This is a genomic window from Mesorhizobium sp. M0077, assembly GCF_040322955.1.
Taxonomy (GTDB): Bacteria; Pseudomonadota; Alphaproteobacteria; order Rhizobiales; family Rhizobiaceae; genus Mesorhizobium.
In genome coordinates this window covers 59,499-84,295 of record NZ_JAMYUL010000011.1, presented here as the reverse complement: position 1 = coordinate 84,295, position 24,797 = coordinate 59,499, and the positions used below count along the sequence as shown (strand labels likewise).

Here is a 24,797-nt window from a genome sequence, read left to right as displayed (position 1 = left end):
TGAGGGCCCCTTGGAGGGGGAGATGTCGCCGAAGGCGACTGAGGGGTCGTTGCGCGTGGAGCGCAACGTCCATTTTCCGTAAGAAGGTCGCATCCCGTCGAACCGACCCCTTCTGGCCTGCCGGCCATCTCCCCCTCAAGGGGGGAGAATAGATTTCGCCTCGGCCTCCGCTATAACCTCCGACGTAATTGAAATCCCTCTCCCGCCGCCTTAATCCTGCCCGATGACAACAGTCCAAACCTCCGCCGGCAGCCTGATCCGCGAATGGCGCACGCGCCGGCGCATGAGCCAGCTTGATCTCGCAATGGGGGCTGAGATTTCCCAGCGTCATCTCTCCTTCGTCGAAAGCGGCCGCGCCGCGCCCTCGCGCGAGATGGTGCTGCATCTGGCCGAGCAGCTTGAGATTCCGCTGCGGCAGCGTAATCAGCTGTTGCTGGCTGCCGGCTTTGCCCCGAGCTTCAGCGAGCGGCCACTCACAGATACGACGCTGGCGCCGGCGCTTGCCGCGGTCGAGAGCGTGCTCAAAGGGCATGAGCCGTTCCCCGCCCTCGCCGTCGACCGGCACTGGAACCTGATTTCCGCCAATGCCGCCATCGGCCCGTTTCTGGCCGATGTTGCCGAGCCGTCGCTGCTCCAGCCGCCGGTCAATGTGCTGCGCCTCAGCCTGCACCCGAACGGCATCGCACCGCGCATCGTCAATCTCGCGGAATGGCGGGCGCATCTGCTGGAGCGGCTGAAACACCAGAACGATGCCGCCGGCGATCCCGTCCTGGTCGAGCTGGAGCGCGAATTGCGAACCTATCCCTCCGGGCTCAAGGGCGCGCGGCCGGTGCCGGTCGAGCCCAACGGCATCGTCCATCCGCTGCGGCTGGCGCATGGCGACCAGGTGCTGTCCTTCATCAGCACCATCACCGTCTTCGGCACGCCGCTTGACGTGACGCTGTCGGAACTGGCGATCGAGTCTTTCTTCCCGGCCGACGAGCAGACGCGAGCGGTGCTGGTGCGGCTGGCGAAGGAACGTGCGGAAGCTAACTGAGCAACCCCGTGGACCTCCTCACCCCTGTGGTGGCGCTGCCTTCCGCGTTCGGGTGCGTTCCAGGCCGAGTTGGCGCTCGCGCCAGATGATGAAGATGCCGGCGGCAACGACGATCACACCGCCGACGAGCGTGTTGATGGTGGCGATATCGCCAAAGGCGAAATAGCCGACGACGACGCCGAGGATCATCGAGGTGTATTCGAACGGCGCCACCACCGAAGCTTCGGCATGGCGGTACGCCGCCGTCATCAAAATCTGCGCCAGCCCGCCACAGAAGCCCGCTGCGACCAGCAGACCGGCCTGCGGCGGTGTCAGCGCCTGCCAGCCGAAGGGCAGCGTAAGCAGCGCCATGACGCTCGCCGTCGCCGAGAACCACAACACGATGGTCGCGGTTCGTTCGGTCTGGACAAGATTGCGCACGAGCAGGATGGCATTGGCGGAGATTGCCGCAGAAACGAGAGCAGCGATGACGCCCAGCACCTCCTGGTCGCCGAGCGCGGCGCCCGACGTGAGCAGCGTCAGCTCCGGCCAGGAGATGATCAGCACGCCGACCAGACCGACCGCAACCGCGCTCCAGCGATAGATGCGAATGGCTTCGCCGAGGAATAGCGAGGAGAACACCACCACCAGCAAAGGCTGGGCATAGTTCAGCGTGATCGCTTCCGGCAGCGGCAGCCGGGTCAGCGCAAAGAAGCCGAGCCCCATGGCGCAGACGCCGACGACACCACGTGCGATGTGGTTCAGCGGGCGTTTGGTGGCAAACGCCGTGCCCAGTTTTCTCGTGAAGGCCAGGAAGACGATGATCGGGAAGATGGCGAAGAAGGAGCGGAAGAAGACGATCTGGCCGGCCGGCAAAGTGCCGGCGGCCTTGATGCAGGTTTGCATGCTGACAAAGACCGCCACCGACATGACCTTGAGCATGATCCCGGTGAGAACATTAGAGCGCCGCGCGTCGTCTTCGACGCGCAAAGGACGCTCTGACACTTTGAATCTGCGCATCGTGCTTTCCAAAAATCGACATTGATTTTTGGGCCGATGCGCGCCGGGATGATCGGACAGTTTCCCGCCCGCTTCGTCTCCAGGCCCGGCTTTCACTGTTTTGTTGCTTCCCGGATCTCCGCTGAGATGCGCGTCGAACAACGCGGTACACAGGCGCCCATGCCGAACTTCGATGTGACGACGGTCATCAAGGCCTCACGATGATGGCGGAAGGGGAACGCCCCGAAATAGGCATTGGCGCAGTTTTGTCGAGTGACCGTTTCGTGTAAAGAGCGCGCAACTTTAGATTTAATGGGCCAGGACACGTCAGCGGCTCCGATAGCGACAGGGAAACCCAAGGGAATGCGAACCGATACCGGCCAGGTCTTCAAGCTCGAAGACTACCGCCCCAACGACTTTTCCATCCCGCAAACCGGCCTCACCTTCCGCCTTTCGCCAGACGCAACGCGTGTCACCGCAGTGCTGACGATCGAACGCCGCGATGGCGCCGCCGCCTCGACGTCGCTGGTGCTGGACGGCGACGGGCTGGTGCTCAAGCGCATTGCCATCGACGGTCGCGAGCTTGCCCCGGCCGAGTATCTCGCCACGCCGGACCAGCTGACCATTTTGAGGCCGCCGGCCCGTTTCCAGCTGCTGCTCGAGACCGAGATCGCGCCGGCCAGCAATGAGGCGCTGATGGGCCTCTACCGCTCCAGCAATGTCTATTGCACGCAATGCGAGGCCGAGGGCTTTCGCCGCATCACCTATTTCCTCGACCGCCCCGACATCCTGTCGGTCTATACCGTGCGTATCGAGGCGAGGCTGGACGAAGCGCCGCTGTTGCTTTCCAACGGCAATCCGGTCGAAAGCGGCGCGCTTGCCGACGGCTGGCACTTTGCAGTCTGGGACGACCCCTTCCCCAAGCCGTCCTATCTGTTTGCGCTCGTGGCCGGCAATCTCGGCAAGGTTGCGGACCGTTTCGTCACCATGTCCGGCCGCAAGGTCGAACTCGGCATCTATGTCGAGCCAGGCAAGGAGGGGCTTGCCGGCTACGCCATGGATGCGCTGAAGCGCTCGATGCAATGGGACGAGCAGGCCTTCGGCCGCGAATACGACCTCGACGTCTTCAACATCGTCGCCGTTTCCGACTTCAACATGGGGGCCATGGAGAACAAGGGCCTCAATATCTTCAACGACAAGTATGTGCTGGCCGACCGGGAAACCGCCACCGACGCCGATTTCGCCAATATCGAGGCGATCATCGCGCATGAGTATTTCCACAACTGGACCGGCAACAGGATCACCTGCCGCGACTGGTTCCAGCTCTGCCTCAAGGAAGGGCTGACGGTCTTTCGCGACCATGAATTCTCCGCCGACCAGCGCTCGCGCGCGGTCAAGCGCATCGCCGAAGTGCGCACGCTGAGGGCACACCAGTTCCCCGAGGACCAGGGACCGCTGGCGCATCCGGTGCGGCCGCGCCGCTACCGCGAGATCAACAATTTCTACACGGCGACGGTCTACGAAAAAGGCTCGGAAGTCGTGCGCATGATCCGCACTATCCTCGGGGCCGAGGCTTTCCGCGCCGGCATGGACCTCTATTTCGAGCGCCATGATGGCGAGGCCGCGACGATCGAGGACTTCCTGAAGGTGTTCGAGGACGCCTCCGGGCGCGACCTGTCGCAGTTCGCGCTCTGGTATCACCAGGCGGGCACGCCGAACCTGACCGTCAGTTCGACGCACAATCCGGCGACGCGCGAGTTTACGCTTGAGATCGAGCAGTCGGTGCCGCCGACACCGTCGGAGAGCCGCAAGCGCTTGATGCACATTCCGCTCGCCTTCGGGCTGGTCGGCGCGGGCGGTGAGCCGGTCGCCTATGATGGCGTCGAGGGAGCCACCGTCGAGGACGGCGTTATCCACATCCGCAAGCGCCGTCACATGGTGCGCTTCTCAGGCGTCGCCGAGCGGCCGGCGGTGTCGCTGAACCGCGGCTTTTCGGCGCCGATCACGCTTTCGGTCGAGCAGAAGGCCGACGACCAGTTCTTCCTCGCTGGCCATGACAGAGATGCCTTCGCGCGCTGGCAGGCGTTCAACACGCTGCTCACCGATGCGCTGATAGCGGCTTTCCGCCAGATCCTCGGCGGCGCGAAAACGGTTTTCACCGCCAGGCTGACCGGACTTGCCGGGAAGATCGCCGGCGACGAGACGTTGGAGCCTGCCTACCGGGCACTGGCGCTGTCACTTCCCGGCGAGGCCGACATTGCCCGCGACCTCGGCACTAACATCGATCCCGACGCCATCTTTGCCGCTCGCGAGGCGTTGGCGCTGGCAATCGCGCGCGCCAACAAAGACAGCTTCGCCAAGCTCTACGGCCGCCTAGCCGACGACGGGCCGTTCAGCCCCGACGCGGCAAGTGCGGGACGCCGCGCGCTGCGCAACATCCTGCTCGACTACCTCTCGCTGCAGCCGGAAGGTGCTGCGCTCGCCGCCCGGCATTTCGAGGTCGCGACGAACATGACCGACCGCGCCGCAGCGCTGACCGTCCTTGCGCACCGCCATGACGGTTCGCCGGAGGCGATCAAGGCGCTGGCCGATTTCGAGGCGCGTTATGGCGCCGATCCGCTGGTCATGGACAAATGGTTCCAGATCCAGGCCAGCGTGCCGGGACCCCGGACAGTCGATACGGTACGCAAGCTGACTGGTCACGCAGCTTTCTCGATGGCCAATCCGAACCGGGTGCGTTCGCTGGTCGGCACATTCGCCAGCGCCAACCAGACCGGCTTCCACCGAGCCGATGGCGAAGGCTACCGGTTTTTTACCCAGACCGTACTCGAGGTTGAAAAACGCAATCCGCAGGTGGCGGCCAGGCTGGCGACAGCGCTGCGCTCCTGGCGCTCGCTGGAGCCGGGCAGGCAAGCCAAGGCAAGGGAAGCGCTGCTGGCGATCGCCAATGGCGAAAACCTGTCGGCGGATTTGCGGGACATTGTGGAGCGTACGCTGGCCTGATCCCTCCCCCTTGAGGGGAGAGTGGACAGCCGCCGAAGGCGGATGGACGGGTGGGGTCGTTGCGGCAGTGCGCGACCTCGACCAACTTCGACCGTGATTGAGAGAGTCGAGCGCTTCGCCGAGGACCCCACCCGGCCCTTCGGGCCACCCTCCCCTCAAGGGGGAGGGATTTCAGCGTTATTTCAATCAATTTTTAATGTTTTTCGGCCGCGCCTCTGGACAAGGCGAATCACCTTTGATTCTTTACAGACGATTCGGACGTGCGGTGTTGCCGGATCGTCAAGCGTACGGAAATTCGGGGAGTGCCATTTATGGCCAAGGCGGACGCGTGGGGCGCGCCCGAAGGGACGGCTTTTGAGCGCCGCAAGGCGCGAGGCGACGGCCTCGCCGGCAATACGCGGCTCATCGCTGAACCAGCCTACCGGCGGCTCCTGGCTGCCGAACCCCTTCTGCGCCGTTCGATACCGGCTCTCATCATCATCTTCCTGATCGTCATCGCCGCACTGCGCGTGCTGTCGCTGATGAACGAGCGCGACGAGGCCGAGCGCGACGTCAAGGCGGTGCTGGGTCTCGCCGCCGGCCAGATGGCGAACGCAATCTCGGCCGACCCGACCGCGGCATCCAGCGGTGCAATTGATCTTCTGGAAAGCACGAGCCGCCAGGGCGCCATGGGCAGAAGCCATGTGCTTGTGATCACCGACAGCGCCTTCAAGATCATTGCCGTGTCGCCGCTGTCGACCGGCTGGCAAGGGCGATCGCTGGACAGCCTGGTGCTGGACGGCCAGCCGCTGTTCATGTTCGGCGACCGCGCCGGGGTCATGGATGTCAGCATCGGCGGCCAGGACTGGTACGCGGCGGTGAGCCTGACCCGGGACCGCAAGAACGCCGCCGCCGTGCTGGTGCCGCAGGAAGCAGTGTTCGACAACTGGCGCAAGACCGTCTCGCTCAACGTCACGCTGTTTGTGCTGACAGCCGGCGTGCTGATCATCATCCTCTACGCCTATTTCGGCCAGGCATCGCGCGCCCAGACAGCCGACCGCATCTATCTCGAAGCCCATCAGCGCATCGACATGGCGCTGGTTCGCGGTCGCTGCGGCCTGTGGGACTGGGACATGGTGCGCGGCAAGATGTACTGGTCGCGCTCGATGTACGACATGCTGGGCTACGAGCCCTGCAACTCGATGCTGTCGTTCGGCGAGGTCGACGACATCATCCACCCCGAGGACGGCGACCTGTTCGAGCTGGCCAACAAAATCGTCGAGCGCGAGATCGACCATATCGACCAGGTGTTCCGGATGCGTCACGCCGACGGCCAGTGGGTGTGGATGCGCGCCAGGGCCCAGGTGATCGACCCGGAAGCGCCTGAGATCCAGCTGATCGGCATTGCCGTCGACGTCACCGAGCAGCGGCATCTGGCGCTGCGCTCGGAGGCGGCCGACCTGCGCCTGCGGACCGCGATCGAAAACATCAACGAATCCTTCGTGCTGTGGGATGCCGCCCAGCGCCTGATCATGTGCAATTCCAAATACCAGAAGGACAACGGCCTGTCGGACCGCGACGTCATGCCGGGCGCTGCGCGCGCCGTGCTTGAAGAGCGCATGCTGGCCTTCGCCTCTGAACGGCGGCTGGCCAACACCAACGGGCCGCAAGGGGGCGCAACCTTCGAGCGGCAGCTCTCCGACGGCCGCTGGCTGCAGGTCAACGAACTGAGGACCCGGGACGGCGGCACGGTCTCCGTCGGCTCCGACATCACCCAGATCAAGCTGCACCAGGAAAAGCTGGTCGACAGCGAGCGCCGGCTGATGGCGACCATCCACGACCTCAGCCTCGCCCGCCGGGCCGAGGAAGAGCGCGCCAAGGAACTGGTCGAGCTCAACCGCGAATATATGAAGGAAACCGAGCGCGCCGAGGCCGCCAATCGGGCCAAATCCGAATTCCTAGCCAACATGTCGCACGAGCTGCGCACGCCGCTCAACGCCATCATCGGGTTCTCCGAACTGATGGAACAAGGCCTGTTCGGGCCGCTCGGTTCGCCGCGCTACGAGGAATATGCCAACGACATCAACGGCAGCGGCAAATATCTGCTCGGCGTCATCAACGACATACTCGATATGTCGAAGATCGAAGCCGGCCAATTCTCGGTGGACCGCGAGGAAATCGATCTCTGCCCGCTGATCCGCGAGACGGTGCGGGTGATCTCGCTGCAGGCGGCGGAGAAATCGATCACAGTCGAAACCCGCATCGCCGATACGATGACGCTGTTCGCCGACCGCCGGGCGATCAAGCAGATCGCCATCAATCTGCTGTCGAATGCGGTGAAGTTCACCGGCCAGGGCGGCCATATCTCGGTGCGCGCCCGCAACACGTCAGGCGCGCTGGTGCTGACCATCGAGGACAATGGCTGCGGCATTCCGAAGGAGGCACTGAGCAAGCTCGGCCGCCCCTTCGAACAGGTGCAGAACCAGTTTTCGAAGAACCACGCCGGCTCCGGCCTCGGCCTTGCCATCTCGCGCTCGCTGGCCGAGCTGCAGGGCGGCGCGCTGAAAATCCGCTCGACCGAAGGCGTCGGCACGATCGTGTCGGTGCGCATTCCGGTGAAGAAGCCGGCGCTGGCGGTGAAGGCGGCGGCCTGACGGCCCGCCAATGCGAGCGGTGCTCTCCGCCGCGTTCAAGGACTGAGTAGCCCCGGTCATGTAAGGGCTCCGGCGGCTTTCGCCGCCGGAGACATATCGCCATTTCACTCCATGCTGTCGTCGCCGCCGTCCCATTGGTGGTGGCGGCCCATGCGGCCTTTCTTTGGGAGTTCGTTGCGCTCGATCTTGCCGTCATTGTTGCGGTCGAGCATGGCGAACACCTTCTTCTCGCGCCCGGTGATGTCGTCCGTGGTCAGCGTGCCGTCGCCCTTGCTGTCGTAGCGGGCAACTATGCGCTTGGCCATTTCCTCGAACCGCGCCTTCTCCAGCGCGTCAGCGAGCTGGGCGACTGTCAGCTTGCCGCCATTATCGGCGACCAGCTTCTTCAGCCGCGCGTTCATGGCGTCGGAAAACTGGTCGAAGCTGATGGTGCCGTTGGAATCCTTCATCGCCTTGTCGAGGCGCATCATCGCGCCCTCGCGCATTCTGGCGCTGGCATTGTTCTCGGCATAGGCGGTGGTGCCAACGGCGCCGGCAAGCGCGACAAAGGCAAGGGCAAGTCCGGTTGTCTTTCTCATGGGTATCTCCTGTTGCATCGTCACCCCCGATGCGATCCGAAACAGCCGCCAACGCTTCACGCCCTCACGACCGTTTCGTACGAAGCAAAAGGTTGAAATCCTTTCTGACCTTTTGCGACGTTTCCTTGAGATGTGCTTCCAGCACACCGAAATCCGGCAGGTCAGTCACCGCCAGAAGCAGATCCGACAATCCCGGCGGAACGTCATCGCGTTCGAATGCACCGGTGAGGCAAAGCCGCGTCATCTGGGTCAGCGCCAGATAGAGTTGGTAGGCTTCGCAAAGCTGCTGCCTGACGTCAGCCTCGGCGAAATCCGGCGACAGATGCGCCAGGATTTCGCCGGTCGCGGTCACCCTGCGGCCGGCTTCGACCTGCCCGGTTATAACCGCCACCTGCGCGATGAATTCGAGGTCGATGAGGCCGCCGGAGATGAGCTTGATGTCCCAGAGATCGCGCGGCGATTTTTCCTTCTCGATCAGCGCGCGCATCTCGGATGCCTCTGCCCTCACCTTGGCGGCATCGCGCGGCAAGGCCAGAAGTGCCGCCACCTCGACCTCGACCTCGGCGCAAAGGGCCGCGTCGCCGCCGATGGCGCGCGCCCGGGCCAGCGCCATGTGCTCCCAGGTCCAGGCCTCCTGGCGCTGGTATTTCGTGAAGGCATCGATGTGGGTGGCCACCGGCCCCTTGTTGCCGGATGGCCGCAAGCGCAGGTCGAGCTCGTAGAGAACGCCTTCGGCGGTCGGCGCCGAGACAGCCGCGATCAGCCGCTGCGTCATCCTGGTATAGTAGTGCGATGGTGCGAGCGGCTTGTCGCCGTCGGACTCGTCGGCATTCGCGTCGTGGTCGTAGAGCAGAATGAGGTCGACATCGGAGCCGGCGGTGAGCTCGCGGCTGCCGAGTTTGCCCATGCCGAGCAGCGACACGGTGCCGCCGGCGATGCGGCCATGACGCAGCGCGAATTCGGTGGTCACCGCCTGCAATGCGGCGTCGATGGTGAGGTCGGCGAGATCGGAAAAGGCGCGGCCGGCGCGCGCCGGGTCGATCGAGCCGGCGAGCAGCCTGACACCGATCAGGAATTTCTGCTCGGAGGCAAAGATGCGCAAACGGTCGAGCACGTCCTCATAAGCCCGGTCGCCTTCGATGAAAGCGGCCAACCGCGCTGAGAGATAGGCTCGGTTGGGCAGTTCGGCGAGCAGCGCCGGGTCGAGCAGACCGTCGAAGACATGCGGGCGCCTTGTGATGATTGCCGCCAGCCGAGGCGCGGCGCCCATGATCGTCGCCATTAGTTTCAGCAGGGCGGGATTCGACTGCAGCAGCGAAAACAGCTGGATGCCGGCGGGCAGGCCGGCGAGGAATTCGTCGAAGCGAACCAGCGCCTCGTCGGCCCGGCGCGTCTGGCCGAAGGCTTTGAGCAGCGCCGGCGTCAGTTCGGTCAGCCGCTCGCGCGCTTCCGCCGACTGGGTGACGCGGTAGCGGCCGAAATGCCAGCCTCGAATCACCCGGCAGATGTCGCTTGGCCGCTGGAAGCCAAGGCCGTGCAAGGTCTGCAGCGTGTCGGGATCGTCGACATCGCCGGTGAAGACCAGATTGCCGACGCCTGCCGATAATTCAGGCGCGGTCTCGAACAGCGCGGCGTAATGGCGCTCGACCTCATGCAAAGCCGCGCGAAAGGTTTCGGCAAATCTGGCGGCATCGGCAAAGCCCAGCATATGGGCGATGCGTTCCAGCCCTTCATCATCGTCGGGCAGAATATGCGTCTGCTCGTCGGCGACCATCTGGATGGCGTGTTCGACGCGGCGCAGAAACCAATATTGCTGCGTGAGCGCGTCGCGTGCATCGGCGGTGATCCAGTTGCGCGCCGCCAGCGCACCCAGCATCGGCACCGTCTCGCGGCCGCGCAGCTCCGGAAAACGGCCGCCGGCGATCAGTTGCTGGGTCTGGACGAAGAACTCGATTTCGCGAATGCCGCCGCGGCCGAGCTTGACGTTGTGTCCTTTGACCGCGATCTCGCCATGACCCTTGTGGGCATGGATCTGGCGCTTGATCGAATGAACGTCGGCGATCGCCGCATAGTCCATGTATTTGCGCCAGACATAGGGCTGCAATTCCCGCAGGAACGCATCCCCGGCATCGAGATCGCCGGCCACGGGACGCGCCTTGATCATGGCGGCGCGCTCCCAGTTCTGGCCGCGCGCCTCATAGTAGCGAAGTGCTGCCTCGACCGGGATCGCCAGCGGCGTCGAGCCTGGATCGGGACGAAGCCTCAAATCGGTGCGGAAGACATAGCCGTGCCCGGTGCGGTCCTGCAGGATGCGGACCAGCCTGCGGGTCAGGCGCGCAAACAGCTCTGTGGCGTCGAGCGGATCGACGATCGCCGGCGCATCCGGATCGAAGAAGACGACGAGGTCGATGTCGGAGGAGAAATTCAGTTCATGCGCGCCAAGCTTGCCCATGCCGAGCACGATCCAGCCGGATTGCCGTGACGGATTTTCGGGATCGGGCAATTTGAGCTTGCCTTGGCTGTGCGCCTCGCGCAGCAGGAAGTCGACCGCCGCGCAGGTGCAGGCATCGGCGAGATTGCTGAGGCGCCTTACCGTCAGCGCTGCATCGGCCTCGCCGGAGAGGTCTGCAAGTGCGATCAGGAAGTGAGCTTCACCCTTCCACTGCCTGAGTTCCGTCATCAGGCTGGATTCGGAAACGGTCTCGGAAAAGGCGGCCTTGCCGATCGCTTCGGCGATGGCGAGCAGCCGAGCCTCGACACTGCCATCGAACAGCGCGTCGAGGATTTGCGGCCGGCGGCGCGCGACATCGCGGAGGAAAGGCGAGAGATCGAAGACGGCAGCGAGAAACTCCTGGGCCGCGCCCTTGCCTCCTAGGAATTTCGCCAGCCGCGGCAGGTTCTCGTCCTTGGCATCGCCAGCGATCTCCGACAGTTCACGCCGGGCGCGGGTCTCATCCAGCGGCGCGAGCTGCGCCGCCAGTTGCAGGCGCCATTCGGTCTCGATCCGTTTCTGCGCCATCCGCACCGCCATCAATGGTCCTCCCGCCCCGGGAAGCTCATGATAACGGACAATCCGGGATTGGCAGGCAGAAGTTCAAGCCGGCCATTGTGAAAAGTCATGATCGCCTTGGCGAGGCTGAGACCAAGGCCGGATCCCGGCTGCGAGCGGCTCTTTTCCAGCCGCACGAAGCGCTCGGTCGCCCTGGCGCGGTCGGCATCGTCGGGGATGCCATGGCCATTGTCGGAAACGGAAAGGCGGATTTCGTGACCGACGCGCTGCAGGGCTACGCGCACGGCAGGCTTTTCCGTCGCATCGGTCGAGTATTTGATGGCGTTGTCGACGATGTTCGACAGTGCCTGGCCGATCAGCTCGCGGTTGCCATCGACGGAAAAATTCCCGTCCGCGGCAGTTTCAAGCACCACGCCAGCCTCCTCCGCCACCGGCTCATAAAGCTCGACAACGTCATGCACCGCGGCGGCGAGATCGACCTTGCTGGTGCTCTCCGAGGAATAGCCGGCCTCCAGCCTGGAGATCATCAGGATGGCGTTGAAGGTTTTTATCAGCTGGTCGGATTCGGCGATGGTGCCTTCCAGCGCCTGCCGGTAGTCGGTGGTCTTGTGCTTGCCCGAAAGTGTCGCCTCAGCGCGGTTGCGCAGTCTGGTCAGCGGCGTCTTCAAATCATGGGCGATGTTGTCGGAGACCTGCTTCAGCCCTTCGTTGAGCGTCGCTATCCTGGCCAGCATGGTGTTGAGGTTTTCCGACAGGCGGTCGAACTCATCGCCGGCGCCGGTCACCGGCAGCCGTCCCGTGAGATCGCCGCCCATGATGCGGCGGCTTGCCTCCGAGACGCTGTCGATGCGCTTCAGCGCGGCGCGGCCGACAAGGAACCAGATCAGCAGCCCGCCCAGGCCCATCATGCCCAGCGCCAGCATCAGGGCGCGGCGGACGACGGCGCGGAAGCGCTCGGGCTCGCCGAGATCGCGGCCGACCAGCATGATCATCTGGTTGGGCAGCCGCAGCACCAGCGCGATGGCGTTGTGGCCCTTCTCGCCCTCGGACTGAATTTCGGTCTCGCCGGGCTGCGCGCCATTCGGGTCAGAAGCCTGGTTGCGCTGCCGTTCAAGCTCACCTTCGCCGAAACGGCGATAGGAGAAGGGTTCGGTCGTCCAGCCATCGGTCTCGAGCACCCCCGGTGCCAGGCTCTGCACGTTGCCGGTGAGGATCTGGCCGTTGACATCGGCAATGAGATAGAGGTTGGCGCCGGGCTGGCGCGAGCGCTGCTCGACGACGCGCACCAGCCGCGGCAGGCCGCCGCTCTGATAGGCACGGGCGAGGCCGAGCACCTCGTCATTGATGGTCTGCTGGGTCTGGCCGGTCAGCATGCGGGCCGACAACGACGTCATGTAGAAGACCAGCAACACGGCACATAGCGCGAAAAGCAGGAAATAAAGCGCTGAAAGCCGCGCCGCCGTCGTCCTCATGATGGCCGGCAGGGAAAGGGCCATCGAGTTCTAGCTCATGATGAGATTTGGCTGAAATCTCATCATGACCTACCCCTTTGTTGGAGCATGATCTTCTCCAAAAACCGGTACCTACTTTTTGGGATCATGCTCTAGCCGCTCTTCAGCATATAGCCGGCGCCGCGAACCGTATGCAGGATCGGCTTGTCGAAACCCTTCTCGATCTTGCCACGCAGGCGCGAGACGTGAACGTCGATCACGTTGGTCTGCGGATCGAAATGATAGTCCCAGACATTTTCGAGCAGCATGGTGCGCGTCACCACCTGGCCGGCATGGCGCATCAGATATTCGAGCAGGCGGAATTCGCGCGGCTGTAGCGTGATCTCGCGCGCCGCGCGCTTGACCGAATGGGACAGCCGGTCAAGCTCGAGATCGCCGACCCGGTAGACGGTTTCGGCCTCCCTGGCGCTGGCGCGGCGGTTCAGCACCTCGACGCGGGCGAGCAATTCGGAAAAGGCATAGGGCTTGGTCAGATAGTCGTCCCCGCCGGCGCGCAGACCGGTGACGCGGTCATCGACTTCGCCCAGCGCCGACAGGATCAGCACCGGCGTGGTGTTGCCGCGCGAGCGCAGGCCGGCAATGACGGAGAGCCCGTCGCGGCGTGGCATCATGCGGTCGACGACCATCACGTCATAGTCGCCGGCATCGGCCAGCGCAAAGCCGGTTTCGCCGTCGCCGGCGACATGGGCGGTGTGCCCAGCCTCGGCAAAGGCCTTCTGCATATAGTCGGCCGCCTCGCGATCGTCTTCTATGACGAGAATCTTCATAGAGCCGTTATACGCGATTTCGCCGGAAGATTGAGGGGCCGCCATAAGCGCAAAAGCTTTCGTTCAAGCATGTCGTTTTGCAAAAACCGCCGTGCACTTTTGGGCGACATGCTTCGATGTTAGAGCGGCAGCGGGCGATGGGGGCCCGCTGCCGCCGGGGGCAGAACACGATGACTGACTAACGCGTTCGGCCCCTTGCTTCCCGTGCGGCGGCTCGGGGGTGTTGAAACCGCCGCACTGGAAACTGTGTGATGTCAGCCTTTGGCGACTGGCAGCGCGACGAAGCGGTTTGAATCGTCGCGGGTGATCTGCATCAGCACCGCCTTGCGGCCGGACTTGACCGCATCGGCCATCGCCTTGGCGACGTCGTCGGTGCCGTTCACCTCCGTCGAATTGACCGAGGTGATGACATCGCCGGGCTGGATGCCGCGGTCGGCGGCATCGCTGTCGGGATCGACATCGGTCACCACCAGGCCCTTGCCGTTTTCCGACTTGGTGACGGTGAGGCCGAGATCGGCCAGCGCGGCGGGCTTTGCCGGTGCCGCGGGCTGCTGCGGGTCGGCCGAGGCCTGCTTGTCAGTGGATGGCAACGTGCCGAGATCGACCTTGATGGTCTGGCTCTTGCCGTCGCGCCACACCGTGACGTCGACCGACTTGCCGGGTGGGTAGGCGCCGATCAGACGAGCCAGTTCCTTCGGCGATGCGACGTCCTTGCCTTCGACCTGGGTGATCACGTCACCGGCGGTGATGCCGGCCTTCTTGCCGGGGCCACCGTCCTGGGCGCCCGAAACCAGAGCCCCGTTCTGCGACTTCAGGCCCAGCGATTCGGCGATGTCCGATGTAACCGGCTGGATTTCGACGCCGAGCCAGCCACGCTGCACCGAGCCGCTCTTCATCAGATCCTGCACCACCTGCTTGGCGGTCGAGGCCGGAATGTCGAAGGCGATGCCGACGCTTCCGCCCGACGGCGAGAAGATCGCGGTGTTGATGCCGACGACCTGGCCGTTAAGGTTGAAGGTCGGGCCGCCCGAATTGCCGCGGTTGACCGAAGCGTCTATCTGGATGAAGTCATCATAGGGACCGGCGCCGATATCACGGCCACGGGCCGAGACGATGCCGGCGGTGACGGTGCCGCCGAGGCCGAACGGATTGCCGACGGCCACCACCCAGTCGCCGACGCGAACCTTGGAATCGTCGGCGAAATCGACATAGGTGAACTTGCCGACGCCATCGACCTTGAGCACCGCCAGATCGGTGCGCGGATCGGTGCCGATCAGCTTGGCGTCAAGCTCCTTGCCGTCATTCATCACCACTGTGAAGGCGGAGCCTTCCTCGACGACATGGTTGTTGGTGACGAGATAGCCGTCATCGGAGATGAAGAAGCCAGAACCCTGCGCCACCGGACGCGGCTGGTCGTTGTTATGGTCGCGGTGGCTGAAGCGACGATTGCCGCCGTCATGGCCGTTCTGATCACCAAAGCCGCGGAATTGCTTGAAGAACTGGCGCAGCTGCGGATTGTCGGGCAGGTTGTTCATGCCGTCCGGATCGTCGGACTGGTCGGAGCCGTCATCGGCGGCAGGCTCGATCTTGGCCTTGACCTTGACGCTGACCACGGCCGGCGAAACGCGCTCGACGACATCGGCAAAGCCCGGCACCTGGGGCGCTTCGACCCGCACGGCGTCGGCCAGAACGGGAGCTGTACCAGTGGCAACGGCGCCGAAACCGATGCCGCCGGCAATGGCCAGCGAAGCGGCGGCGGCCAACAGGCGTTTGCGGGTGCGGGAATATGGGTTGGGGGCGATAGTCATGGGTCTCGTATCCTCTTTTCACTGGATGCGGCTCAGGCAGAGCATCCTCGGACAAGAGAAATAGAGAGGCGCACATTACGGCGCCATTTCCGGTGCATGAAAGTTTTGTAATGTTGGGCGGTCGCACAAATCGCTTGGTTGCGCTCGCCTGCTGCCCTATGTTGTACACAACTCAGCACAAGGCTTTCACAATGACAGCAAGCACCACCATGACCATTCGAGTCTCGTCCGAGACCAAGCTGAAGCTGGAGCAGATCGCTACCGATACCAGGCGTAGTAAATCGTTCCTCGCCGCCGAGGCGGTCTCAGCCTATGTCGATCGCGAGCTGGATATCATCGAAGGCATAAAACGTGGCATGGCCGACGCAGAGGCTGGCCGTGTCGTGCCCCACGACGACGCCATGGCGGAGCTCGACGCGGTGATCGAAGCAGCGAAAGCCAGGCGCGCAGGCAAGGCGTGAAGCGGTTCGTCACCTGGTCGCGAGAAGCGCTGGACGATCTCACGCAGCAAGTTGCCTTTATCGCTCAGGACAATCCTGCCGCCGCCCGACGCCTCGCGGACCGTATCCGTGAAATGGGCCGGGGCCTTGGTGATATGGCGACGGGCCGACCTGGCCGGGTAACAGGCACTTATGAGAAGCCCATCGGCCGCCTGCCCTACATCATTGCCTATGAATTGCGCCTGATCGCCGGCCGTCAGAGCATTGTTATCCTGCGCGCCATCCACACGTCGCGGGACTGGCCTTTGGAGGAATGGCCGAGCTAGTCGCTCAGCATCTTGTCCAGCGCCGCCTGTTCCTCGGCGCTCAGCGCCTTGGTTGCCAACGAGCGGCGGGAGCGTGTGGTCAGCACAATGAAAATGCCGCCGACTAGAAGCAGAAGCACCGGCGTGCCCCAAAGCAAGGCGTTGCGCGGGCTGAAGCGCGGCTTCAACAGCACGAACTCGCCGTAGCGCGACACGATATAGTCCATCACCTGCTGGTCGGTATCGCCGGCAACCAGGCGCTGGCGCACCAGGATGCGCAGGTCGCGGGCGAGGTCTGCATCGGATTCGTCGATGGACTGGTTCTGGCAGACCATGCAGCGCAGGCCTTCCGACAGGAGCCGCGCCCTCGCCTCGAGCGCCGGATCGGTGAGAACCTCGTCCGGTTTCACCGCTTGCGCGGCGCCGGCAAACAGCAGCGCCAGAAGCAGGGTGAGCGAGGCCAACGAGAACCTGGTGCTCACGGCGCGCCTGCCGACGGCATGGAGGCTGCCTGCTTGCGGCGGCGCGAGGGTGCGCCAACCCGCAGGCGACGGTCGAGCAGCGACATTGCGGCTCCCGCCATCATCACCAGAGCTCCGCCCCAGATCAGCGTCACCAGCGGCTTCCACCACAGGCGCACCACGACGGATCCATCGGTGCCTTCATCGCCCAGCGACAGATAGAGCTGGTTGAAGCCGATCGTCTCGATGCCGGATTCGGTCGTCGTCGTCTGCCGCACCGGAAAGAAGCGCTTGGCCGAGGTGATTTCGGCTGAAACGCCGCCATCGGCGCCGATCAGGGAAAAGCGGCCGCGCTGCTCGCTGTAGTTCGGACCCTGCGCCGGGAAGAGGCCGTCGAAACGCAGCGTGTGGCCGGAGAGTTCGACGCTCTCGCCGGCATGCATCGACAGTATCCTTTCGGTGCCGAAGCACAGCGTGCCGACAATGCCGAGCGTCGTCAGCCCGAGGCCGAGATGGGCAAGTGCAGTGCCGAACACCGAACGCGGCAGGCCGGCGAAACGGCGCAGCATGATGGCGTGCGACACATTGCCAAAGCCGGACTTGACGGCGAGGTCGGTGAGCGCGCCGCAGACCAGCCAGCAGGCGAGGCCGACACCAAGGGCGGCGAACACCGACGCGCCGTCGATGAACAGCCCGGTGACCAGCATCGCCAGGAGAGCGGCGCCGAAAGCCGCCATCAAGCGCTGGGCGACGGCATAGAGGTCACCGCGCTTCCAGGCGAGCAATGGTCCGAAAGGAACCACGACCAGCAGCGGCACCATCAGCGGGCCGAATGTCAGGTTGAAGAAGGGGGCGCCGACTGAGATCTTGCCGGCCGAAAGCGCTTCGACCGCCAGCGGATAGAGCGTGCCGACCAGCACGGTGGCCGTGGCCGTGGTCAGGAACAGATTGTTGAGGACGAGTGCGCCTTCGCGCGAGATCGGGTGGAACAGGCCGCCGGCCGTCAGCCGCGAGGCGCGCAGCGCAAACAGGGCCAGCGAGCCGCCGATGAACAGCGTCAAAATGCACAGGATGAAGATGCCGCGGGTCGGATCGGTGGCGAAAGCATGCACCGAGGTCAGCACGCCGGAGCGCACCAGGAAGGTGCCGAGCAGCGACAGCGAGAAGGTGAGGATGGCAAGCAGCAGCGTCCAGATCTTGAGCGCCGAACGCTTCTCCATGACGATCGCCGAATGCAGAAGAGCCGTGCCGGCCAGCCACGGCATAAAGGAGGCGTTTTCGACCGGATCCCAGAACCAGAAGCCGCCCCAGCCGAGCTCGTAGTAGGCCCAGTAGGAGCCCATCGCGATGCCGCCGGTGAGGAACATCCAGGCGACCAGCGTCCACGGCCGCACCCAGCGCGCCCAGGAGGCATCGATGCGGCCTTCGATGAGGGCGGCGACCGAGAAGGAAAAGCAGATAGAGAACCCGACATAGCCGAGATAGAGCAGCGGCGGATGGATGGCGAGGCCAAGATCCTGCAGGACCGGGTTGAGATCGCGGCCCTCGATCGGCGCCGGATTGAGCCGGGTGAACGGATTGGATGTCGCCAGGATGAACAGGAAGAAGGTGGCGCCGATCGCCCCCTGCACGGCCAGCACATTGGCGCGCAGCGTCGCCGGAAGGTTGGAGCCGAAGACAGCGACCAGCGCACCGAAGAAGGTCAGGATCAGCACCCAGAGCAGCATCGAGCCTTCGTGATTGCCCCAGGTTCCGGTGATCTTGTAGATCAGCGGCTGCAGCGAATGCGAGTTTTCCCACACGCTCGCCACCGAGAAATCGGAACTTGCATAGGCGCCGGCGAGTGCTGCGAACGATAGCGCCGTGAGCGCGAAGCCTGTGACCGTGACGGGACCGCCGACAGCCATCAGCCTCTGGTTGCCGGTACGGGCGCCGATCAGCGGCACCAGCGTCTGCACCAGCGACAGCACAAAGGCGAGGACGAGCGCGAAGTGTCCGGTCTCAACCATTACTGGCTCTTGCTCTCTTGCCACACGCCCTTGGCCTTCAGCCCGTCAGCGACTTCCTTGGGCATGTAGCGCTCGTCATGCTTGGCCAGCACGCTGTCGGCGACGAAAACGCCGTCGGCGCCAAAGCTGCCTTCGGTGATGACGCCCTGCTCCTCGCGGAACAGATCGGGCAGGATGCCGGTATAGCTGACCTTGACCGATTTGTCCGTGTCGGTGACCGAGAACGCAACCGTCGCGCCCTGCCCGCGCACGACCGTGCCCTTTTCGACGAGGCCGCCGAGCCTGATGCGCTGTCCCGGCTGCAAGCTGGCGGTGGTCAGATCGGCGGGCATATAGAAATAGGAGGCCTTCTGGCCCAACGCATAGAAGGTCAGCCCGGTGGCGGCGCCGAGGAAGGCAAAACCTCCGACAATCACCGACAATCGCTTCTGCTTGCGCGTCATGTCCTACTCCGTCGCCGTCAGGCCGAGCGAGGCGGCAAAGGCGGTGAATTTCTTCGCTTCCTCACTGTCGGCGCCAAACACGGCAATACCGCGATGCAGCGCGTCCCGCGCCTGGTCGGCCTTGCCCAGCACAACATAGGAACGAATGAGCCGCATCCATCCTTCCGTGTCGCGCGGATTTTGCCGCAATTTTTCGTCGAGGCCGGCGACCATGGTTTCGATCATGGCCTGCCTGTCCCGCGGCGCCATCGACGAGGCGGCATCGACGGCTGCGGCGTCGGGGCCTTTGGCGGGCTCTCCTGACGCGACGCTGCGGTTGGCGGCCTCGGCCAGTGCCTGTTGGACAGCTCCGCGCCATGGCGAATCCTGCGGCAGGGAATCGAGCATTTTCTGCCAAGCCGTGGTTGCCTCGGGTATGCGGCCTTCCTGGGCCAGCGCCATCGCCAAATAGAACGAGGCTTTCGCGTTTGCCGGGTCGAGTTTTAGCGCCTGTTCGAAAGCGGATTGCGCATCGGCCGAAACGATGCCGCCGGCCGCATTGGCAATCGCTTCGCCGAGGCCGGCCTCGCGGGCGGCCGTGTCGCCATCGAGGCGGATGGCATTGCGATAGGCGGTCACGGCATCGGGAAAGCGCTGCAGGCGCAGATAGATCGGGGCGAGCACGTCCCAGCCGCGTCCATCGCCAGGGTTGGCGGCAAGATGGGCCTCGGCGCGCGCCACCAACTCGTCGACCGAACTATCGGCCGGATTCTTGGCCAGCCGTTCGGCAAGCGGCTGCGACGGCAGATCCGGCGAGCCGAGCTGGCTGTAAAGGCCCCAGCTGAGCAGAGGGACCGCCAGTACCGCAGCCGTTGCCACCAGCCTTGCCGCCTTTGACGGCTGCCGCGTGCCAGGCGCATCGGCTTGACCGACATTGGCTTGACCAACATCTCCCAGGCGAAGGATGCGGCGGGCGATTTCGGCGCGCGCCTCCTCGGCTTCCGCCGGCTGGATCAGCCCGCGCGCGGCGTCACGCTCAAGCTCGGCCAGTTGGTCGCGATAAACTTCGAGGTCGTGGTCGCTGCTGGTCGGAGCGTCCTTGCCGCCACTGGTCAGCGGCAGCAGCACCGCCAGGCTTGCGCCCAGCGTGAGGAGTGCGGCTATGACCCAGAACAGCATGGTTCTTTCAATAGAGCGAGAGCCCTGCTCTCACAACATGAGGGTGCTGCGACGCTTTGACGGATTCCGACCCCGGCCCAATGTTCAGGTCAGCGGTGTCCAGCTGCCGTCGGCGTTGCGGCATGCGGTGCCCCGCGCGGTCTGGCCGGCCGTGCCGGTAAACACCGTATGGGTGTACTGGCGGCAATCCTGCGAGCCGACGCGGTAGGGCTGGGCCGCGACGACTTCGCCGGAATGAGCCGAACTGTCGCTCTTCCACGTCACCTTCTGGCCGCTCGCCGTATATTCGAGCGCCTTGTATTCCGCCTCGAGCGCCTTGCGCTTCTCGGTGCTGTTCAGGCCGCTGCCGATCGATCCGCCGACGAGCCCGCCGGCCATGGCCGAGATGATCGTCGTCGCGACTTTGGCCCCTGAAGGAGGCGACGCGGGCGGGTTGGTGATGGAGATATCCGGGCCACTGCCCTTGCCCAGCGTTCCGCAGCCGGAAAGAGCGAGCAGTGCGGAAACGAGCGCAACGCGAATCTTCATGCCAACAACCGGTTTTCTTGAACGGGATGCGCTGGGGGCCGCGTCATCGGGGGCGTCAGGACGTCATACTATTGATATTTGTCGGAAATTTGGCCGTTCTTAACGGCTTTTGCGCAATCGAGGGGCCGCCATAACACAGGCATTCGGCCGTGTCGATTGGCCCTGGGCAGTACATCATTGCAAGCTCCGCAAGCGCACAACCGCCTTCAGCCCGCCCATCGTGGAGCGTTCCAGCGCCAGCGCCCCGCCATACTCGTTGACGAGGTCGGCAACGATGGCAAGTCCGAGCCCGGTTCCCGGCTTTGTCTCGTCGAGGCGCCGGCCGCGTTTCAAGACATCGCGGGCCTTGTCCTCGGGGATGCCGGGACCGTCATCCTCGATCGATAGCTCGAACAGGCCGGCTGCGGCCGGCGTGACGGATACGGCAACAGTGCTCCTTGCCCATTTCATCGCATTGTCGAGGAGGTTGCCGACCAGTTCCTCCAAATCCTCGCGCTCGCCAGCAAAGACGATGTCGGCCGCCGGCAGCGTAAGCGACAGGCTGACATCAGGCTTGAGTTTTTGCAGCACGCGCACCATGCGCTGCACCAGCGGCGTCACCGGCGTGCGGTAGACGACGCTGTCGCGCTGCGCCGCGACCCGTGCCCGCTGCAGGTAGTGGTCGACCTGTTTCTGCATCGACGCCGCCTGGTCGGCGATGAGCTGGCCCTTGGCGCCGCCGAGCGCCCGGCCCTCGTTGATCAAAACTGCGAGCGGCGTCTTCAGCGAATGGGCGAGGTTGCCGACCTGCGTGCGTGAACGCTCGACGATGCGCTTGTTGTTTTCGATCAGCGCATTGGTCTCGTTGGCGAGCGGCTCGATCTCGGCGGGAAACTGGCCGTCGAGCCGTTGCGCCGTGCCTTCGCGCACCTGGGCAAGCGCGTTGCGAACCCGGCGCAAGGGCTGCAGGCCGAGCAGGATGGCGATCGCATTGATGGCGATCATGCCGACGCCGAACAGGCTGAGATAGGTCAACAGGCGGCCCTGGAAGGTGGCGATCTCGTGCTCGAGCTCGGTCTTGTTGCCCATTACGCGGAAGCGCGCGGCGCGGTTCTTGGCATCGAGGACGAATTCGCTTTCGAACACTTGCAGTTCCTCGTCACCGATGCCGTCGGTGGAATAGCTGCGCTGGAAACTGGAATTGAAAGGCACCTCGGCAACGGTCGGCGACGGGATCGTCGTGGTCATCGAGGACGAATGAAGGTTGCCGTGCACGCCTTCGGAAGCCGGCTCCACCGACCAGTACCAGCCCGAATTCGGCTCCGAGAAGCGCAGGTCGCCAAGGTCGGGAGCACCGGTGAGCTGGCCGGATTCGGAAACGCCGACCGAGCCGATCAGATTGAACAGATGCGCCGACAGCAGGCTGTCGAAGCCGCGCTCGCTGGCCTGGCGGTAGAGCGTGGTGATCAGAGTGAAGATGACGATCAGGGTGAGGATCGCCCAGATCGTGGAAAATCCGATGACGCGGAAGGCCAGCGAGCGCGGCCAGAGCCGCGCCGAAAAAGGCTTCCTTGCTGGTATGGGGAGCGGTTCCGCCTTACGCCTCCGGCTCACGCATGCGATAGCCCATGCCGCGCACGGTTTCGATCATGTCGATGCCCATCTTCTTGCGCAGCCGGCCGACAAAGACCTCGATGGTGTTGGAATCGCGGTCGAAATCCTGGTCGTAGAGATGCTCGACCAGCTCGGTGCGCGACACCACCTCGCCCATATGGTGCATCAGATACGCCAGCAGGCGGAACTCATGCGAGGTCAGCTTCAGCGGCACGCCGTTGACATCGGCCTTGGAGGCCTTGGTGTCGAGGCGCAGCGGCCCGCAAGTGAGCTCGGACGAGGCATGGCCGGCGGCGCGGCGGATCAGCGCCCTCACCCTGGCCAGCACCTCCTCGATGTGGAACGGCTTGGTGACATAGTCGTCGGCGCCGGCATCGATGCCCGACACCTTGTCGCTCCAGCGGTCGCGCGCTGTCAGGATCAGCACCGGCATCTTGCGGCCGTTGCGGCGCCAGCGCTCGACGACGCTGATTCCGTCCATCTGCGGCAGGCCTATGTCGAGCACGACGGCATCGTAGGGCTCGGTGTCGCCGAGGAAATGCCCCTCCTCGCCGTCATAGGAGCGGTCGACGACATAGCCGGCATCGACCAGCGCGTCGGCCAGTTGCCGGTTGAGATCCTTGTCATCTTCAACGACGAGTACGCGCATGATCGGTCAGGCCTGTTGATGGGTCAGCTATAGGCCGATTCCGGTGGTCTGGGAAACGACCCTGCAAGGGGGAAGATTGGATCAGTTCGCCGGGACGACGATCTCGGAGCGGCGCGGACGCTGGCCGTCCTTGCCCGGCACAAGCACGACGATGACGCAGACCTCCTGGCCGCCACGCGTCGTCTGCGAAGCCTTGGCCAGCGTGCCGCCATTCTGCTCGGCAACCTGCTGGCCGATCGCGTAGCAATCCGCCGCGGCTGCCGGCGTCGCTTGCGACGCCAACAGGCCGGCCGCTGTGAGCGCCAGTATCGCGGTTCTGACATGAGAGCGAAGCGTTTTCATGGTCGGCGTTGTAACGCAACTGTGCTGAACGTGAAATGAACGGTGAACGGGTGAAAATCCATCCCCGCAATACCCCCTGCGCGCGCAACGAATGAATGCGATCCTACCGCCCAGTCCCTCAGACCGGGCAATGGATTCATAACCGGAAAACCGGCTGCGCGGCTATGGTGTTTGCGCGCAGGTTCTCAATTCGCAGCCAGATTGGGAACAGGTCAAGGCGAGACCATTCTGGGGCCGCCCTAAATAGCGCGGGAAAACGTCAAATCATCGGAGTGCGCCATGACGGATAAACACCTTGCCGACCTTTACCGGGGCTATATCGCTTGCCTGAATGCCCAGGACTGGGCGAAACTTGGAGACTTTGTCGGCGACGAGGTGCAGCACAATGGCGAAATGCTGGGCCTGTCGGGTTATCGCCGTATGCTCGAAGGCGATTTCGAGGCGATTCCCGACCTCCGCTTCAACATCGAACTGCTGGTCTGCCAGCCGCCGCGCGTGGCGGCGCGCCTGCATTTCGACTGTCATCCCAAGGGCGTGCTGTTCGGCCTGCCGGTGAAAGGCAAGCGCGTGTCGTTCGCTGAGAATGTTTTCTACGAATTCGGAGAGGGTCGCATCCGCGAGGTGTGGTCAGTCATCGACAAGGCCGAGATCCAGGCGCAGATCTAGGTTGCTTCAATCACTTTGTTCGGTGAGAGCGCGTATCCGCAGCACCCCGTGGTAGAGCGCCAGGTCCTCGTCGTAGCGGGCCTCGGCGAACTCCAGCGACAGGCGGGTCTGGTCGCGCGAGCCGGTGGCGAAAGCGGCGCCGTCAAGGCGCGCCCGGATGCTGTCCATAATCAGACGCGTCTCGGCCTCGCCTTGCGCCTTCGACCAGACATGCAGCGTGATGAGCTGGTCGTCATCATTGTCGGCGCCGGTGTCCAGATCGAATGCGCTGGTCCTGCCATAGGTCACATAAGGGAAGGCGGCACTGTCGGCCGCCTGCTCGCGCAACCCGGCGCCGCCGAGCAGCGCCGTCAGCGAGGCATCGCTCTTCAATCTCATGAACAAGGCTTGCAGCAAATCGCCGGGCGCCGTCATCGTCGTCTCCGTTCGCCTGTCACGCTTTGAACAACGTCAGTTTCGCGCGCAACCTAACCGCGTTGCACGGATTTCGCCAGATGACGATCCGCCTGATGGAAGGCGGCGAATCGGGCGGCATGGCCCTTTCACGGACCGGGTTCTATTTGGCATGCGGGGAGTTTCAAGAAGGGTGTTATGAGGAGCACTGTTTTCTCCGGCAATTCGAGGTCATTTCATGCGAACGCCACCGCTGCTGCCGGCTTTTGGAAAGCTTGGCGTCAAGCCCCCGGTCGCGATTGCGGCAGCACCCGCCCTGTCGAAGAGGACCGTGGCCCTGCGCATGCGCGAGATACTTTCAATGCATGGCGGCCTGGCCTTGAAGCTGTCGGTGGTGGCCTGGACAATCCTGATCCTGGCGGCGGCATTTTTCATGTCAAGGGCCTGATGCCGATATGGCAAACCGCTACGCGTTGCGCATGGACG

At 64.1% G+C, this 24,797-nt stretch carries 22 protein-coding genes; 7 read left to right on the top strand and 15 right to left on the bottom strand.

Annotated features, from left to right (window positions below):
- The first annotated feature begins 223 nt into the window (after positions 1-223).
- The gene (locus tag NKJ57_RS20930; RefSeq protein WP_352512358.1) at positions 224-1,036 is read left to right on the top strand and encodes a helix-turn-helix domain-containing protein; all 813 of its coding nucleotides are present in this window, start codon (positions 224-226) and stop codon (positions 1,034-1,036) included.
- Between the two features lie 18 nt (positions 1,037-1,054).
- Here NKJ57_RS20930 and NKJ57_RS20925 read toward each other — a convergent pair whose 3' ends face one another.
- Entirely contained in the window at positions 1,055-1,957 is a 903-nt protein-coding gene (locus NKJ57_RS20925; protein WP_352512409.1) for a DMT family transporter, read from the bottom strand.
- A 420-nt stretch (positions 1,958-2,377) separates the two neighbouring features.
- On the opposite strand from NKJ57_RS20925, the gene pepN reads away from it, so the two are divergent.
- Positions 2,378-5,017: an aminopeptidase N gene (gene pepN / locus NKJ57_RS20920; RefSeq protein ID WP_352512360.1), complete on the top strand. Its 2,640-nt coding sequence runs from the start codon at positions 2,378-2,380 to the stop codon at positions 5,015-5,017.
- A gap of 311 nt (positions 5,018-5,328) precedes the next feature.
- Positions 5,329-7,650 (top strand): PAS domain-containing sensor histidine kinase, encoded by a 2,322-nt coding sequence (locus tag NKJ57_RS20915; RefSeq protein ID WP_352512361.1) that lies wholly within the window; start codon positions 5,329-5,331, stop codon positions 7,648-7,650.
- Between the two features lie 104 nt (positions 7,651-7,754).
- Here the strand turns inward: NKJ57_RS20915 and NKJ57_RS20910 are convergent, their stop codons facing one another.
- The 5 genes from NKJ57_RS20910 to NKJ57_RS20890 all read right to left on the bottom strand — a co-directional run bounded on the left by NKJ57_RS20910 (position 7,755) and on the right by NKJ57_RS20890 (position 15,324).
- Positions 7,755-8,228 carry an EF-hand domain-containing protein gene (locus tag NKJ57_RS20910; protein ID WP_023702181.1) on the bottom strand — a complete coding sequence of 158 codons (474 nt, stop codon included), beginning with the start codon at positions 8,226-8,228 and terminating at the stop codon, positions 7,755-7,757.
- 64 nt (positions 8,229-8,292) lie between these two features.
- Entirely contained in the window at positions 8,293-11,259 is a 2,967-nt protein-coding gene (locus tag NKJ57_RS20905; RefSeq protein ID WP_352512362.1) for a bifunctional [glutamine synthetase] adenylyltransferase/[glutamine synthetase]-adenylyl-L-tyrosine phosphorylase, read from the bottom strand.
- Positions 11,259-12,734 (bottom strand): sensor histidine kinase, encoded by a 1,476-nt coding sequence (locus NKJ57_RS20900; RefSeq protein WP_023705427.1) that lies wholly within the window; start codon positions 12,732-12,734, stop codon positions 11,259-11,261. Before NKJ57_RS20900 ends, NKJ57_RS20905 begins: the two co-directional genes overlap by 1 nt.
- A gap of 107 nt (positions 12,735-12,841) precedes the next feature.
- The gene (locus NKJ57_RS20895; RefSeq protein WP_023670185.1) at positions 12,842-13,516 is read right to left on the bottom strand and encodes a response regulator transcription factor; all 675 of its coding nucleotides are present in this window, start codon (positions 13,514-13,516) and stop codon (positions 12,842-12,844) included.
- A 254-nt stretch (positions 13,517-13,770) separates the two neighbouring features.
- Positions 13,771-15,324 carry a Do family serine endopeptidase gene (locus NKJ57_RS20890; protein ID WP_023702184.1) on the bottom strand — a complete coding sequence of 518 codons (1,554 nt, stop codon included), beginning with the start codon at positions 15,322-15,324 and terminating at the stop codon, positions 13,771-13,773.
- A 191-nt stretch (positions 15,325-15,515) separates the two neighbouring features.
- Here NKJ57_RS20890 and NKJ57_RS20885 point away from each other — a divergent pair, with 191 nt between their 5' ends.
- Complete coding sequence (locus tag NKJ57_RS20885) at positions 15,516-15,785, top strand: CopG family ribbon-helix-helix protein (RefSeq protein WP_023684527.1); 270 nt, start codon at positions 15,516-15,518, stop codon at positions 15,783-15,785.
- Complete coding sequence (locus NKJ57_RS20880) at positions 15,782-16,090, top strand: type II toxin-antitoxin system RelE/ParE family toxin (protein WP_023670182.1); 309 nt, start codon at positions 15,782-15,784, stop codon at positions 16,088-16,090. The genes NKJ57_RS20885 and NKJ57_RS20880 overlap by 4 nt, the downstream gene beginning before the upstream one ends.
- Here NKJ57_RS20880 and NKJ57_RS20875 read toward each other — a convergent pair.
- The 8 genes from NKJ57_RS20875 to NKJ57_RS20840 form a co-directional block, all read right to left on the bottom strand.
- The gene (locus NKJ57_RS20875) at positions 16,087-16,551 is read right to left on the bottom strand and encodes a cytochrome c-type biogenesis protein (RefSeq protein WP_023670181.1); all 465 of its coding nucleotides are present in this window, start codon (positions 16,549-16,551) and stop codon (positions 16,087-16,089) included. The two genes, NKJ57_RS20880 and NKJ57_RS20875, sit on opposite strands and share 4 nt — an antisense overlap.
- A complete protein-coding gene (locus NKJ57_RS20870) occupies positions 16,548-18,539 on the bottom strand; it encodes a heme lyase CcmF/NrfE family subunit (RefSeq protein WP_023684529.1) in 1,992 nt (663 codons plus the stop codon). Before NKJ57_RS20870 ends, NKJ57_RS20875 begins: the two co-directional genes overlap by 4 nt.
- Positions 18,539-18,982: a cytochrome c maturation protein CcmE gene (ccmE, locus tag NKJ57_RS20865; protein WP_352512363.1), complete on the bottom strand. Its 444-nt coding sequence runs from the start codon at positions 18,980-18,982 to the stop codon at positions 18,539-18,541. The genes NKJ57_RS20870 and ccmE overlap by 1 nt, the downstream gene beginning before the upstream one ends.
- 3 nt (positions 18,983-18,985) lie before the next feature.
- Positions 18,986-20,140, bottom strand: a complete 1,155-nt coding sequence (gene ccmI, locus NKJ57_RS20860) for a c-type cytochrome biogenesis protein CcmI (protein WP_352512364.1) — start codon at positions 20,138-20,140, stop codon at positions 18,986-18,988.
- 84 nt (positions 20,141-20,224) lie between these two features.
- Entirely contained in the window at positions 20,225-20,668 is a 444-nt protein-coding gene (locus NKJ57_RS20855; protein WP_023687241.1) for an RT0821/Lpp0805 family surface protein, read from the bottom strand.
- A 174-nt stretch (positions 20,669-20,842) separates the two neighbouring features.
- Positions 20,843-22,261, bottom strand: coding sequence for an ATP-binding protein (locus NKJ57_RS20850; protein WP_023821067.1), 1,419 nt, complete (start codon positions 22,259-22,261; stop codon positions 20,843-20,845).
- Positions 22,245-22,910, bottom strand: a complete 666-nt coding sequence (locus NKJ57_RS20845) for a response regulator transcription factor (RefSeq protein ID WP_023670175.1) — start codon at positions 22,908-22,910, stop codon at positions 22,245-22,247. Before NKJ57_RS20845 ends, NKJ57_RS20850 begins: the two co-directional genes overlap by 17 nt.
- Positions 22,911-22,991: 81 nt before the next feature.
- Positions 22,992-23,252 (bottom strand): hypothetical protein, encoded by a 261-nt coding sequence (locus NKJ57_RS20840; protein ID WP_023670174.1) that lies wholly within the window; start codon positions 23,250-23,252, stop codon positions 22,992-22,994.
- A 279-nt stretch (positions 23,253-23,531) separates the two neighbouring features.
- Here NKJ57_RS20840 and NKJ57_RS20835 point away from each other — a divergent pair, with 279 nt between their 5' ends.
- Complete coding sequence (locus tag NKJ57_RS20835) at positions 23,532-23,918, top strand: ester cyclase (RefSeq protein ID WP_352512366.1); 387 nt, start codon at positions 23,532-23,534, stop codon at positions 23,916-23,918.
- Between the two features lie 6 nt (positions 23,919-23,924).
- Here NKJ57_RS20835 and NKJ57_RS20830 read toward each other — a convergent pair whose 3' ends face one another.
- Positions 23,925-24,332, bottom strand: coding sequence for a DUF3168 domain-containing protein (locus NKJ57_RS20830; RefSeq protein ID WP_023670173.1), 408 nt, complete (start codon positions 24,330-24,332; stop codon positions 23,925-23,927).
- A 217-nt stretch (positions 24,333-24,549) separates the two neighbouring features.
- Between NKJ57_RS20830 and NKJ57_RS20825 the strand changes: the two genes are divergently transcribed.
- Complete coding sequence (locus NKJ57_RS20825; protein WP_023670172.1) at positions 24,550-24,759, top strand: hypothetical protein; 210 nt, start codon at positions 24,550-24,552, stop codon at positions 24,757-24,759.
- Positions 24,760-24,797: the final 38 nt, after the last annotated feature.